Origin of the sequence: Bacillus sp. 0102A, from assembly GCF_036765155.1 — a bacterium.
Lineage (GTDB): Bacteria > Bacillota > Bacilli > Bacillales > Bacillaceae > Bacillus > Bacillus subtilis_G.
Map to the genome: position 1 here is coordinate 390405 of NZ_JBAIZW010000003.1, position 13277 is coordinate 403681.

Genomic DNA, 13277 nt, shown 5'->3' on the forward strand with positions numbered 1-13277 from the left:
CATAGCTCTTGCAGGTTACAGTATTACTTTTGCTCATCTGTGTTGCGAGTCAGAATTTTATCAATCAGGCCGTATTCAAGCGCTTCTTCAGCAGACTTGAAGTTATCGCGGTCTGTGTCGCGTTCGATTACTTCAAGCGGCTGGCCAGTACGTTCAGCAAGAACTTTGTTTAATTTGTCACGAAGCAAGAGAATGCGTTTCGCGGCAATTTCAATTTCTGTCGCCTGACCTTGCGCACCGCCAAGCGGCTGGTGAATCATGACTTCACTGTTTGGAAGCGCATAGCGTTTGCCTTTTTCGCCGGCAGCAAGCAGGAACGCGCCCATTGATGCAGCCATACCGATACAAATGGTAGATACTTTCGGCTTAATAAACTGCATGGTATCATAGATCGCCATACCGGCTGTGATAGAGCCGCCCGGGCTGTTGATGTAAATAGAAATATCTTTTTCAGGGTCTTCCGCTTCTAAGAATAAAAGCTGTGACACGATGGAGTTCGCAACGTTGTCATCAATCGCAGATCCAAGCATGATGATACGATCCTTTAATAGACGAGAATAAATGTCATACGCTCTTTCCCCGCGGTTCGTTTGTTCAATGACTGTAGGTATTAAATTCATAATGCTCCTCCTTCACCTTTTAGGTAAGTATGTAGTTACATGATACATTTTTGGTCAATAAAGGTCAAACAAAAAGCTGGCTTGACACGCAAAGTCTTCTCTTTTTCCCATTTTCCCCAAATTTATATGGGTTCAAACCATCGTATGTCAGATTGCCAAATAAGATGATGTGTTAGATGTGAAAAACGGCCTCTTGAAATAGAGGGTTGTTATTTGAAGGGAATTATCGTATAATGAGTTGTGCTGACGTTCTCATCACGCAACGAATATGCGCTCGTAGCTCAGTTGGATAGAGCGGTGGTTTCCGGTACCACGTCTGCCGGGGGTTCGAATCCCTCCGAGCGCGTCCAATAGAACAACAGGAAAGACAAGGGTTTGGCACTTTGCCGCTCTTGTCTTTTTTGTTTTATGTTAAAAATGTTTTCTCATCTGAACATAAATTTTCCTCCTGCCGGGCACTTTATGAAATGTGCGATATTGAATTTACAAGGAGGATGAATATGGGTATTTTAAGTGGAAATCCGCAAGAGGAACCGATGCATTACGGTGAGGTTTTCAGCTTGTGGAGTTATGTAATGGCAGGCAATAAAATGGTCGGCAATTACCAGATGTTATTGCATCATGTCGGTGATGACGATTTGAAAAAGCTGCTTCATGAGGCCATTGAGAAGTGCCAAGATGAAATGAAACAAGTCAGCAACATCCTGAAGGAAAACGGTGTGGCGCTCCCGCCGGCTTCTCCTGAACCGCCGGCAGCGGATCTTAAAGATATTCCGACGGGTGCGCGGTTTCTCGATCCGGATGTGGCGGTCTCTGCGGCAGCGCAAAATGCTGCAGGCCTTGTGGCATGCAGCAAAATTATGGGTGAGTCAATTCGTGAGGATATTGCCATGATGTTTGGGCAATTCCATTTATCGAAAGCGGCAATGGGAGCAAAATACTTAAGGCTGCTAAAAAACAAAGGCTGGCTCATCCCGCCGCCGCTTCATCTTCACAACCATCAAGACGAAGCTTAATGGCAAGGGCATATACAGCTGTATGTGCCCTTATCTTATGATGAAGCCGTAAGACGCAGGCCGATGACGCCAGCGAGGATAAGGCAAAGAGAAATCACTTGTGAAAGCTGAAACCGCTCCTTAAACCAGACAAAGCCGACCGCTGAAACGCCAATGCTGCCAATGCCGGTCCAGACGGCATAAGCGACTCCGGCAGGCAGGATCAGCATCGCTTGTGAAAGGCAGTAAAAGGATAAGCCAAATCCAACAGTCATCACAATAATCGGCCATTTTTTTCTTGTTCCGTCTACATATTTCATGGCAACGGCAGCTATAATTTCTTCTATGCCGGCAATCACTAATAAAAACCATGCCATTACGAGTCACCTCCCGACTGCGTTTTGCTTTCTTTCGTGAATAGCTTCATTCCTAAAATGCCGGCCAGCAATAAAGCTAAAAAGAACATTTGGGCTGCTGAGAAGGATTCGCCCAAAACAATTCCGGTGATGTATGTTCCGACGGTTCCGATTCCGACAAATACAGAGTACGCCGCGGCCATCGGGATTTTTTGATAAGAGCGGATTAACAGGATAAAGCTGACCGCGATCAAAATAAAAATAATGATCCAATCCAAAAGCGAATCGGCATGTTTGAGGGAAGAGGCCCAAACAACTTCTAGAAGCCCTGCAATGAAAACAAGCACCCAATTCAAATGAAACACCTCTCTATTTTTATGAATGAACGTCAGTCATTTTTGAGGCATTAAAAAATGAGCGGTTTTACCCAGTCATTTTTTACGCTGTAGCTAAGCTTCGTTTTAAGAAAGTAAAGATTTCTTTTTTATACACTTCAACATTTTCATCTTGTTCAAACCCGATATAGAATCGTTCTGCTGTGTTCTCGACCAAGTTAATAATCGTTCTGGCCGTCCATTTTGCTTTGATTTCTTCAGTTACCTCGCGGCTTTCAATCGCCTTATGAATGATGTTTTCGAGCCAGGAATAATAAGGCTGATAGATCGTCTCCCATTTTTCCATGGAGTGGTCGATCGCAAGCCCGGAGTAACAGAGGATGATAATATCCTTATGGCGTTCTGTAATGAGAAATGTCTCATCAATTAATATGTCTAAAACGGTCCAAAAATCCTCGTCTCCATGCAGTCTTCCTTTGATTTGATCCAGCGTAAGGGTGAGAAGATTTTCTGCAATTGCCGGAATGAGGGCGTTTTTAGATGAGAAGTACAAATAGAACGTTCCTTGTGCAGTGCCGGCCTTTTTGACAATATCAGAAATAGAGGCTTTGTCGAGACCTTTTTCAGATATAACGTCAATGGCAGCGTGCAGAATTTTTTCATATTTGCCCGAAGTTTGTTTTGGCATAAGGAACACCTCCTGTAATGACTGACTATCATTCATTTTATCTTGGGTATGTGCGTTTGTAAAGTATAAAGAAGCAAGAAAACCTCTTGCTTCTTTATTTATCATAATCAATAGCGGCTTTCGGGAGCCCGGTATACTTTGCCCAGTAGTAAATCGCAAGTGAGCCGATGGCGACCAAAATAAGGTCGACGGGATTGCTGATGATGCCTAAACCATGTCCGAAAGAACCGATGTAGGAAAAGACCAGCATCATGATATAAAACCCGATAAGCCACCAAGCTGATTTCAGCTGCTGGGCCAGACTGACATCTTCTTGAGGCGCATATTTGCTGAAACAGAGATAGACCAAAAACATGATGAGCTGTGAACCGAGCAGCCAGGAAACGGTCGTCCATCCTGACCAGTAAACGATAAACGCCGTGAAAATAAAGGAAAGCGGCCCGATAATACCCATCCCTTTTAAATAAAACGGCCTGTTTAAATCCTTCGCATTGACCCTCAGCGCCGCTGAACAAATGGGTGCAATCGCATAAGAAAGGATGAGCGCTACAGAACAGACATTGACAAGTGCGTTCCACGAAGGGAAGGGGAGCGTCCAAAAAATGGACAAGGCAAATGAAAGCCAGAGTGAAGCACGGGGGGTTCCCGTTTCTTTATTGACCTTTGAAAATATGCCAAATAATGTGCCGTTTCGCGCCCAGGCGTAGACGAGGCGAGATGTCGTATTCATAAAAATATTCCCGTTTCCTCCCGGAGACAGAATGGCGTCTAAAATGACAAGCGTTGCAAGCCAGCCTAAACCGAGCATGACCGCAATATCTTTAAACGGCAGTGAGAACTCCCGTCCGATTGCGGGCCAGCCATTTTTAAGCGTTTCTGTCGGAATTGCACCAATAAAGGTGACTTGCAAAACAGTGTAAATGATGGTGGAAACAATGATGCAAACGATTAAAGCGATCGGGATATTGCGTTTTGGATTTCGCACTTCGCCTGCAACAGCCACAATTGGGTGCAGGCCAAGATACGCAAACATTACGCCGCCTGTCGATATCGCAGCCTGAATACCTGTAAAACCAAACGGAGCAAATCCTTCAACAGATAAATTCTGCGGGTTAAAATGAAAGATCAGCACGATAATGATGGTAATCGGTACAATATATTTAAAAATCGATATGATGAAATTTGCCTTAGCGAATGTTTTGACGCTCCAATAATTCAGCAGGAAAAACAAGCATAGCAAGGCAAACTGTAAGAGCCAGCCGGCAATGGTCGGTGAATCAGAGCCTTCTTTGGTCAGGCCGGGAAACCAATAGGCCACGTATTGCCGGACTGCCGTGACTTCAATCGAAATCAGGCTTGTGTAAGCGACGATTGTGACAAATGAAATTAAATAGCCGACAAGGTGGCCATGTGAATAAACCGGGTATCGAATGATGCCTCCGGTACGGGGCAGGGCGGCTCCAAGCTCCGCGTACACGAGCCCGATTAACAGAATGATGGCTCCGCCTATGATCCAGGAAAAAGCGCCGGAGGGTCCCGCTTTAGATGCGACATTACTGACAGCGAACAGCCACGCTGATCCAAAGATGGCTCCCATCCCAATCAAAATCAGATCAAACAGCGACATTGATTTTTGAAAATTTCCTTGTTTAGACATCCGCTTCCTCCTTAGCAACCAGCCTTATATTCCTTACAATGCCCAATATGCAACAGAGAATACCGCTCTAATAAAAAAACAGATGCAGCCTGCGCTGCATCTGTTTTTTATTCATGAATCGTATCGAAGTGTTTCACCGTTATATTTTTAAATGAGGCTGTGCCGCCTTCAGAATAAAGGGTAATGCCTTTATCTTCGGGTTTTGGAAACACTTGATTTGAAAAAACGGTTTTCCCGTCGCCGACAAATACTTCTATCGTTGTTTTATCGGCGAGAATTTTCAAATGGGCCTTCTGTTTGCTTACATCGTAGGGAGCCTTGCTTTCGACATAGGTGTTGCTTTTGTCAGGCTGATTTGTAGCCGCTCTGTTGACATATGCATAGCCGTCTTCGGCGAAAATGCCGACATCAATATGGCGTTTTTGGTCTTTCGATTCTCTCAGTCTGACGCCTGCGTTCTTTAGCTCTGACCAAGAAAGATCCATATCAAGCTGGTACGTATCACCAGTGATCGACAGTGTTTTTGATCCGCTCACATCCTGATCCTCTATTTCGTCAGTTGAAACGGTCAGCTGCTCCAAAGCTTCGATCGGCTGTGAGACGAGGCTGTATGTGCCGTCCTGCTCCTGCAGCCGGAGTTCGCGTATGACAGAATCTGTGCCGTTAAAGCCGTTCTTCATTGTCGGTGTGTTGTTGGCGTAATCCCAATTGTTCATCCAGGCAAGCGCATACCGCTTTTCTAATGGATCTGTGCTTTTGGCGTCTTCGAACGTCACGCCGCCGTACCAGTCAAAGCCGTGGTCAAGCCATCGCGGTTCGGCCTGATCCGCAGAAAATTCTTTTCCGTCAAAGCTCCCGGTCCAGTATGCGTACGTATTTGGTTTGCCCCATGGTTTGCCGTTCGCGCTCGCGCCGAGAACCCATTTAGTCGTTCCATCGCTTGCCCGCATCATGTAGAGGTCAGGACATTCCACAATTCCCGCCTGCTCCGTTAAGAATCCGCTTGTGTAATGCCAGTCCTTTAGATTATCGGATTCATAAAAGCCGATTTTTGTTCCTTCAGCCATGGCTATGACCCATTTGTTATTCTGGTCATCCCATATGACTTTCGGGTCTCTGAAATCGTCTGTGCCGGGATTAGGCATAACGGGATTATCACTATAGGACTTAAATGATTTTCCTTTGTCTGTGCTGTACCACAAATGTTGCTCCTGCTTTTTATCTTTGGCTGAAGGCTGTGTCACGATTGCGACGAGCGCGTTTTTCCCGAATCCGGCTGTGTTTTCTTTATCGAGCACGACAGAACCGGTCCAAATGTCCCCGTCTGGGTTTGTGTATTTCGGGATCGCCACGCCTTCATCGGTCCAGTGCACCAAGTCCTCTGATACGGCATGGCGCCATTCTGTGCCGTTCCCGTTTGGGTAATCCCGGTTATAAAGGTAGAAATAATGATACTTGCCCTCAAAATAGACCGGTTTTTGGGGATCATTTTTCCATTTATCCGGCGTCGTAAAATGATAGGCCGCCCGGTAGTCCGGCTTCTGTGTTGATTTTGTTTTTTTGACAGGTTCTTCGTTTGGCAATAAGTTGATAAACAGCAATATTCCTAAAAAGCTCAGGATTACTGTTAGCCATTTGCCTGTTTTTTTATAGTTCATCTGGGATTCACCTTTATGATGTTGATAAGAAATAAAAGAAAATGCCAATAAGATATCGGCATTTTCTTTTGCGTCTTTATTTGTTAACTGTTAATTGCCCTTGTTCAAGGATGCTGTCTTTTACAACAGATGTTTTCTTACCTTTGATGTTTAATAGGAAGCTTGGCGCAAACGTTGCTTGTTTGTCTGCAAAGAAGCCTCTGTTTGTCATGTAGCTTGTAATGACGACATTGTTTCCTTTAGCTTGAGGCACAGCGAAGTGTGAATAAGTAAAGGTCACATCGTTAGGATCAAGATCCATTTTTAACACAAGGCCTGTTTTGTTCAGCGGCTTGTATGGGCCGGTTAAGGAATTAGAAACATAACCAAGCATGTAAATGTCATTAGATGTAATGCCGTCGATTGTCATTTTTGATCCGCGGGAGTCAGTGAACAGGTACCATTTGCCATTCATTTTAAAGACATTCGCGCGTTCAATTTCATCTGTAACTGTGTTAGATGCAAGCAGTGGTTTCATCACTTTTTTCAGTGTGTAGTCATCGTTTAGCTCGATCATGCCGAGTGCGCCGTTCGCTAATTCAGCTGTGCGTTTTTTATCGCTTTGCAGAAGTTTTTTGCTTTCTTTACGGAAGAATGATGTGCTTTTGCCATAGTATGCTTTGTTGAATAAAGATTCTTCGCCTTGGTAGCCGTTTTCTGTACCAGTGTTCGCTTCAAATACTAAGTATTTGCGGCCTTTATCTTCTACGTAGTGAGGATCTCTCAGCGTGTGGTTATCGCCGGAGCTGTAGTTGCCTTCATCGATGAACTGCTGTACATTTTGATACGTTTTGCCGTCACCGTCAAAGATTGATTTATAATCCTCTACACCGTCGATGTTCAGAGAGCTGTCTGACGTTGATACGTTAACCTGTGCCGTTGTCAGGGTTTGTTTGCCGTAATGTTTACCGGAGAAATCAGTGTAGAACAAACGAATGTGACCGTCAGATGTGAATGTCGCTGAACCTGACCATTCTTGTGTTTGGTCTTTCAGGATAGAATCATTTGCATCGAATTTGTCGCTGTCTTTAAAGACACGGCCCGCGTTTTTCCAGCTGTCGATAGACGTTTCGCCGACTTTTTGATAGAACATGTAAATGGATGTGTCATCCGCATTTTTAGGGTCTCCGGCTAATGCAAAGACGATATTGTAGCCGTGATAGTTTGCGACTGTGCCGTCAGCGTTTTGCAATGGCCAGCTGTCCCAAACGTCCAGGCCTTTTGCAGAAGAGATATTTTTAATTGTGGATGGATCGAATTCAGGCACTTGATATTTTTCATTTTTTTGCTGTTCAGGGATTTTCAGCATATCATGGCGTGTAATATGGGTAATGCCGTACGTTTCCTTATGCGGTTTATGGTTCGTTTCTTTCGCAAACGCTTGAGTCGCGCCTCCTGCCAGCAGTGCGGTTGTAAAGGTTAATGCTGTCGCTTGTTTTGCAAACTTTTTGATGTTCATCGTTCATGTCTCCTTTTTTATGTACTGTGTTAGCGGTTTGCTTCTCCCGGCCCTCCTGTTTGAAGATGGCAAGTCAGTTACGCACAATAAAAAAAGACCTAAAATATGTAAGGGGTGACGCCAAAGAATATACTTTGCCCTTTACACATTTTAGGTCTTGCCTGCTTTATCAGTAACAAACCTGCGTGATTTACTTTTCGACATCATTCTATTAAACTCTCGTTTAGATTACAACGGGTCTATTTTCCTCTTTTGTTTGATAGAAAATGAAAAAAGACCTTCGCTGATATGAGTCTAATAGACTAATGGGTGTTACGGAAAGTCAGGGGGATTCTCTATAACAATGTGGTGAAAGCTCTTTTCTTTTCTGGGAGATCGGCTGTTTTAGAGACTGGTCGCACGGGTCAGATGTCAAAGGGTCTTTTCGCAACCGTTGAATTCGGGGGCTTCGACTTCAGGGTTTGCGGAAGCGATTGTGAAACGTATTCAGGATACAGGCCACTACCACTCTTTCTCTCATATTTTTCAAATTTTTGAAACATAGAAGGGGAAATATCGTAGGTATTAAGGGAGGTGTAAAAATGAAGCAAGAAAAAAGGAAACATCTTGGCACATTATTCTCTGTGTTGGCGGAAAAACAACAGTTCAACGGGACGGTTCTAGCTGCGGAGGATGGCGATATTTTATATCATCACTCTTTCGGCTATGCGGAACTGGCGGAAAAACGCCCTTTGCAAACCAGCTCTTTGTTTGAGTTAGCGTCTCTGTCAAAGCCTTTTACAGCTTTAGGGATCATATTGCTCGAGGAGAAAGGAATTCTTGGATATGAAGACAAAGTCGAGCGCTGGCTGCCGGGTTTTCCATATCAGGGCGTCACGATTCGACATTTATTGAACCATACGTCAGGGCTGCCTGATTATTTTGAATGGTTTCTTGCCAATTGGGACAAACACAAGATTGCGGTGAATCAGGATATTGTGGATATGCTGATGAATGAGGGGCTGCCTGGTTATTTTGAGCCGAATGAAGGCTGGCAGTACAGCAATACGGGGTATGTGTTGTTGGCGGTTATCATGGAAAAAGCCTCCGGCATGAGCTATTCGGATTTTATGAAAACACATATTTTTTCACCGGTCGGCATGAATGAAACGAAAGTGCATAATAGGAGGCTTCGGCCAGAGCAGATGGATCATTATGCATATGGCTACGTGTATGATGTACATTCCGAAACGTACGTCCTTCCTGATGATCTGGAGGAAACGAACTATGTTGTGTACCTCGATGGCATACAGGGAGACGGTACGGTGAACTCTGTCACAAGCGATTTGTTTCGATTTGATCAGGCTCTATATCAGGACGATTTAATTAGTAACACTTCTAAGGAGGCCGCATTTTCTCCGGTGCGGCTGAACAATGGTGAAACGTTCGATTACGGCTTTGGCTGGGTGCTGCAACACAGTCCTGAAAAAGGGAAGATTGTCAGCCACAGTGGTGGGTGGCCAGGTTATTCGACGATGATGATCCGGTATATAGATCTGCGTAAAACGCTGATCTATTTGAGTAACAAGGAAGAGGATGCGGAATATGAACAAGCGATTCTGAAGGCGGCGGAACATATTTTATTTGGCCAGCCATATGAGATCCCGAAACGTCCTGCTGATAAAAAGAAAAAAGAAGTTGATCCGGCGATATACAGCCGCTATGTTGGCAGCTACTCGTTTCAGGATGGGACGGCTGCACGGGTGACAGCCGAGAATGAAAAGCTTTATTTGCAGATCACAGGACAGGTGAGGCTTGAATTATTTCCTTCCTCGGAAACCCGTTTCTTTTTGCGATCATTGTCTGTTGAAATCGAATTTTTGTTAGGCGATGATGTTGCGAAAAGCTTTATCCTCTATGAAGATGGCACAGAAGAAGTAGTAGTCCGTACGAATTAGAAAGAGAAAGGAATGAACGTGATGATCGGAATATTAGCCGGAATGGGGCCGAAATCAACCTCGCCGTTTATTGATAAGGTGATTGATTACTGTCAGAAGCTGTATGGGGCTTCAAATGATATCGACTTTCCACACATGATGATTTATTCGTGCCCGACCCCATTCTATGCAGATCGTCCCATCGATCATGACGAGATGAAAAGAGCGATTATTGATGGCGCGGTAAAGCTTGAAAAGACAGGCGTTGATTTTATTGCTCTTCCTTGTAATACGGCACATGTGTATTATAAAGAGATTCAGCAGGCGTTGGCGGTTCCTTTGTTACATATCATAAAGGAAACGGAAAAAGAAATTCCGCATGCTGCAAAAAAAGTGGCTGTTTTAGGAACAGATTCAACCATCCAATCCGGCATCTATCAAAAAGGGCTAAAGGCAAACGGGCAAGAAGTTGTTCACAAGGATCATTGGCAGCAGGCTGTGAATCAGCTCATCGCCGCTATCAAACAGCCGCACCATATGCAGCATACACATGCATTGTGGCAGAAGCTATATACCGAAATCAGCCAGCATGCAGACATCATCATTTCAGCCTGCACGGATTTAAATGCGGTGTTAGATCATTTTCAAAGCGAGATTCCGATTATAGATTCCTCTGACTGTCTGGCGAAAAGCACTGTCAGCACATATCTTGCCAATCAAAGCTAGCTTCAAAAAAGGACTGTCTTCAACCAGTCCTTTTTTTATGTTCCTATTGTTTGACAGCTGTACGAAATGGTGTTAAATTTAACATGTAAATAGTTACATGATTTTTATGGATGTGAGGTGGTGCTCATGAAGAAGCCGGTTTTAACATTATTCGCCTCTTTAGATCCGCCTATCACGATTGGTGAGACAGGCCTGGGAATGAGTCGATGGATTCCGATTCGTTCAGGAACAATAACCGGGAAAGTATAAGGGCGTATTTTGCCGGGCGGTGCCGATTTACAAATCATTCGCGCTGACGGCAGAACAGATTTATCTGCCAGGTATGTCATCGAAACAGCCGATCATGAACTGATTTACATTGAAAACAATGGAATACGGCAAGTCAGCGAGCCGTCTCGAAAACAAGCCGTAGCCGGGGACATCATTGATCCGGCACATGTTTATTTCCGTACGGTGCCGACGTTTGAAACAGGCAGTGAAGCTTATCAATGGCTGCATGACCGCTTGTTTATCGGTGCCGCAGAAAGAACCCCTGATTGCGTTCGACTAGACATTTATGAAGTACAGTAAAGACTAAGGAGAGTGTGAAAGATGGAAAACTTTATCGGAAGCCACATGATTTATACTTATGAAAACGGATGGGAATACGAGATCTATATAAAAAACGATCATACCATCGATTATAGAATTCATAGCGGAATGGTTGCCGGACGCTGGGTTCGGGATCAGGAAGTCAATATTGTTAAACTGACAGAAGGCGTATATAAAGTGTCTTGGACAGAACCGACAGGCACAGATGTTTCATTAAACTTTATGCCGAATGAAAAACGCATGCACGGCATTATTTTCTTCCCGAAATGGGTGCATGAACACCCTGAAATTACGGTCTGCTATCAAAATGACCACATTGATCTTATGAAAGAATCCCGCGAAAAATATGAAACGTATCCGAAATACGTTGTACCTGAATTTGCGGAGATTACATTTCTGAAAAATGAGGGAGCCGACAATGAAGAAGTGATTTCGAAAGCTCCTTATGAAGGAATGACAGACGATATTCGCGCCGGAAAATTGTAAAAAACAAAAACCCGGAAAAGAGAGAAATTACTTCTCTTTTCCGGGTTTTCTTTTTGCTGCGTATGCCGGAACCATCACAATTCCCGTAAAAAACAGTATGATTCCAGTCCAGCGGATGGGATCGTAATAGGCTGTGTCCCGCAATAATACGACTGCCGACGAAATGATGATGCAAGCTGCCACAACGATGACAGCACCAATGTAACCTGTTTTCCCCATGTTTATTCTCCTTTTGGAAGGAATAGTTTTTGCCTTTTATCAGATTCAGGATCGTTTTCAATCGTAATCTCTGAATCTAAAATCAGCGTCTTTCTTGTTTCTTCATGATACGCCGGCCATTTTACATCCTCAGTGCTTGGGTTTCCTGTTTTGGCGAACGTGATCCATGCTGATTGTATGGTATGAGAAAGTTGTTTCACCTCATCTGTAATCTCCGCTTTTGCCATTTGTTCTAAGCCGCCCAGATTTCCGAAAACAAAAGGAAGCTCTAATGCGTGAAACGCTTTATTGTACGGAGGCTTATTCGAGTGCCAGTCGAATCGGTACATCCAGACAGGCGCGAAATGGGACTGGGCGGCGGCATAGGCGACGGCCGGGCGCCAAAATAATAAATCAGTCATCATGTGGATTTGGCTTTCAAGCGAACGCGGATACAGATCGGCGGCTTTCTCGGCCAGCGGCTGCCCTAATAAGTACTCGAGCGCAGCATCAAGCGTTTCCTGAGAATGAACATCTGAATCCGGGGTGAAAAATAAATATCCTTCATCGCGATTTGTTCCGATTAACAGCGGAATGCCGGCCGCAGCACCTTCTGCGATCGCTTTTTCTGGTTCAGCAGGCAGCGTTTTCGGATCAAGGACGGGCTGGAAGAACAGCTGAAAGATATTTTCATTTTCTGCTTTCCGAAGCTGATCGGCCGCTTTAAGCAAATCTTCCGCCGATAGCGTATGCAATCTGTCCAATTGACTCTCATCAATCCCAAGGACCTGTACAAAGGCTGCCGCGGTGCTTGCCGCTTTCTCTTTCGTCATCGTTCGGGAAGCGCCGCTTTCCATGATCGCTTTCTGGAACAGGCCTTTTGCCGCAGGCATAGCGAGCAGCGCGGCAATGCTCATGCCGCCTGCGGATTCTCCAAATACCGTTACGTTCTCCGGATCACCGCCAAACGCTGAGATATTGTCTCGCACCCATTTCAGCGCGGCGGCTTGGTCCAAAAGCCCGAGGTTATCGGAATACGCCTCATCAAACGAAGACAAATGTAAAAATCCAAACGGCCCCAGCCGGTAATTCAATGTAACGACAATGACGTCTCCCTGCGCCGCAAGGCTTGATCCATCGTATAATGGCTCACTGCCCGCTCCGAGATAAAAAGCGCCGCCGTGAATCCACACCATGACAGGCAGGTTTTGATTCCCAGTGTCAGGCGCGAAAACATTGAGATACAGACAATCCTCAGACTGGCGGGGAGGCTCAGCATACGAAAGTGACATTAAATCCGGCGGCTGCGGGCAAATCGGGCCGTACGCTGTTGTGTCCAATTCGTCCTTCCACGCTTCCGGGGGCTCCGGTGCTTTAAAACGCAACTGTCCGACAGGCGGCTTGGCATAGGGGATGCCTCTCCATATATGTACGCCGTTTTCTGTTGTGCCTTTTACTTTCCCGTATGGAGTTGTTACTGTTGTATGTGACATCGCTCTCTCTCCCTTTTTCCCCCATTATAAACAGATTTCCCCTGATTATGCGAATGTCAG

General features: G+C 44.9%; 13 protein-coding genes, 1 tRNA gene and 1 pseudogene. 6 read left to right on the forward strand and 9 right to left on the reverse strand.

Annotated elements, in window-relative coordinates; all coding sequences use genetic code 11:
* Positions 1–23 precede the first annotated feature (23 nt).
* A complete protein-coding gene (clpP, locus tag V6D41_RS10150) occupies positions 24–620 on the reverse strand; it encodes an ATP-dependent Clp endopeptidase proteolytic subunit ClpP (RefSeq protein WP_014115260.1) in 597 nt (198 codons plus the stop codon).
* Between the two features lie 270 nt (positions 621–890).
* Between clpP and V6D41_RS10155 the strand changes: the two genes are divergently transcribed.
* Positions 891–966, forward strand: a tRNA-Arg gene (locus V6D41_RS10155).
* Positions 967–1120: 154 nt separating this feature from the next.
* Positions 1121–1636 (forward strand): DUF3231 family protein, encoded by a 516-nt coding sequence (locus V6D41_RS10160; RefSeq protein ID WP_333518111.1) that lies wholly within the window; start codon positions 1121–1123, stop codon positions 1634–1636.
* Between the two features lie 35 nt (positions 1637–1671).
* Here V6D41_RS10160 and V6D41_RS10165 read toward each other — a convergent pair whose 3' ends face one another.
* The 6 genes from V6D41_RS10165 to sacB all read right to left on the reverse strand — a co-directional run bounded on the left by V6D41_RS10165 (position 1672) and on the right by sacB (position 7807).
* A complete protein-coding gene (locus V6D41_RS10165) occupies positions 1672–1992 on the reverse strand; it encodes a DMT family transporter (protein ID WP_202327992.1) in 321 nt (106 codons plus the stop codon).
* On the reverse strand, positions 1992–2327 hold the full coding sequence (locus V6D41_RS10170) for a multidrug efflux SMR transporter (RefSeq protein WP_333518112.1): 336 nt from the start codon (positions 2325–2327) through the stop codon (positions 1992–1994). The genes V6D41_RS10165 and V6D41_RS10170 overlap by 1 nt, the downstream gene beginning before the upstream one ends.
* 82 nt (positions 2328–2409) lie before the next feature.
* Positions 2410–2994: a TetR family transcriptional regulator gene (locus tag V6D41_RS10175; RefSeq protein WP_148962706.1), complete on the reverse strand. Its 585-nt coding sequence runs from the start codon at positions 2992–2994 to the stop codon at positions 2410–2412.
* A 94-nt stretch (positions 2995–3088) separates the two neighbouring features.
* Positions 3089–4651 carry an aspartate/proton symporter AspP gene (gene aspP / locus V6D41_RS10180; RefSeq protein WP_087993525.1) on the reverse strand — a complete coding sequence of 521 codons (1563 nt, stop codon included), beginning with the start codon at positions 4649–4651 and terminating at the stop codon, positions 3089–3091.
* Between the two features lie 107 nt (positions 4652–4758).
* The gene (locus V6D41_RS10185) at positions 4759–6309 is read right to left on the reverse strand and encodes a glycoside hydrolase family 32 protein (protein WP_333518113.1); all 1551 of its coding nucleotides are present in this window, start codon (positions 6307–6309) and stop codon (positions 4759–4761) included.
* Between the two features lie 76 nt (positions 6310–6385).
* On the reverse strand, positions 6386–7807 hold the full coding sequence (sacB, locus tag V6D41_RS10190; protein ID WP_333518114.1) for a levansucrase: 1422 nt from the start codon (positions 7805–7807) through the stop codon (positions 6386–6388).
* Between the two features lie 581 nt (positions 7808–8388).
* Here sacB and V6D41_RS10195 point away from each other — a divergent pair.
* The 4 genes and pseudogenes from V6D41_RS10195 (at position 8389) to padC (ending at position 11526) form a co-directional block, all read left to right on the forward strand.
* Complete coding sequence (locus V6D41_RS10195) at positions 8389–9744, forward strand: serine hydrolase (protein ID WP_333518115.1); 1356 nt, start codon at positions 8389–8391, stop codon at positions 9742–9744.
* Between the two features lie 21 nt (positions 9745–9765).
* The gene (locus V6D41_RS10200) at positions 9766–10449 is read left to right on the forward strand and encodes an aspartate/glutamate racemase family protein (RefSeq protein WP_333518116.1); all 684 of its coding nucleotides are present in this window, start codon (positions 9766–9768) and stop codon (positions 10447–10449) included.
* A gap of 126 nt (positions 10450–10575) precedes the next feature.
* Positions 10576–11019: pseudogene (locus V6D41_RS10205) on the forward strand (DUF3237 domain-containing protein).
* A 21-nt stretch (positions 11020–11040) separates the two neighbouring features.
* Entirely contained in the window at positions 11041–11526 is a 486-nt protein-coding gene (gene padC / locus V6D41_RS10210) for a phenolic acid decarboxylase (RefSeq protein WP_003235304.1), read from the forward strand.
* 27 nt (positions 11527–11553) lie between these two features.
* Here the strand turns inward: padC and V6D41_RS10215 are convergent, their stop codons facing one another.
* Both V6D41_RS10215 and V6D41_RS10220 read right to left on the reverse strand, forming a co-directional pair.
* Positions 11554–11745 (reverse strand): hypothetical protein, encoded by a 192-nt coding sequence (locus V6D41_RS10215; protein ID WP_333518117.1) that lies wholly within the window; start codon positions 11743–11745, stop codon positions 11554–11556.
* Positions 11746–11747: 2 nt separating this feature from the next.
* Complete coding sequence (locus tag V6D41_RS10220; RefSeq protein ID WP_333518118.1) at positions 11748–13217, reverse strand: carboxylesterase/lipase family protein; 1470 nt, start codon at positions 13215–13217, stop codon at positions 11748–11750.
* Positions 13218–13277 lie beyond the last annotated feature (60 nt).

What these genes read in the sequence shown, in the direction of transcription:
- clpP (WP_014115260.1), bottom strand. Translation starts at nt 620, where the DNA reads ATGAATTTAATACCTACAGTCATTGAACAAACGAACCGCGGGGAAAGA.
- V6D41_RS10160 (WP_333518111.1), top strand. Translation starts at nt 1,121, where the DNA reads ATGGGTATTTTAAGTGGAAATCCGCAAGAGGAACCGATGCATTACGGT.
- V6D41_RS10165 (WP_202327992.1), bottom strand. Translation starts at nt 1,992, where the DNA reads ATGGCATGGTTTTTATTAGTGATTGCCGGCATAGAAGAAATTATAGCT.
- V6D41_RS10175 (WP_148962706.1), bottom strand. Translation starts at nt 2,994, where the DNA reads ATGCCAAAACAAACTTCGGGCAAATATGAAAAAATTCTGCACGCTGCC.
- aspP (WP_087993525.1), bottom strand. Translation starts at nt 4,651, where the DNA reads ATGTCTAAACAAGGAAATTTTCAAAAATCAATGTCGCTGTTTGATCTG.
- V6D41_RS10185 (WP_333518113.1), bottom strand. Translation starts at nt 6,309, where the DNA reads ATGAACTATAAAAAAACAGGCAAATGGCTAACAGTAATCCTGAGCTTT.
- sacB (WP_333518114.1), bottom strand. Translation starts at nt 7,807, where the DNA reads ATGAACATCAAAAAGTTTGCAAAACAAGCGACAGCATTAACCTTTACA.
- V6D41_RS10195 (WP_333518115.1), top strand. Translation starts at nt 8,389, where the DNA reads ATGAAGCAAGAAAAAAGGAAACATCTTGGCACATTATTCTCTGTGTTG.
- V6D41_RS10200 (WP_333518116.1), top strand. Translation starts at nt 9,766, where the DNA reads ATGATCGGAATATTAGCCGGAATGGGGCCGAAATCAACCTCGCCGTTT.
- padC (WP_003235304.1), top strand. Translation starts at nt 11,041, where the DNA reads ATGGAAAACTTTATCGGAAGCCACATGATTTATACTTATGAAAACGGA.
- V6D41_RS10215 (WP_333518117.1), bottom strand. Translation starts at nt 11,745, where the DNA reads ATGGGGAAAACAGGTTACATTGGTGCTGTCATCGTTGTGGCAGCTTGC.
- V6D41_RS10220 (WP_333518118.1), bottom strand. Translation starts at nt 13,217, where the DNA reads ATGTCACATACAACAGTAACAACTCCATACGGGAAAGTAAAAGGCACA.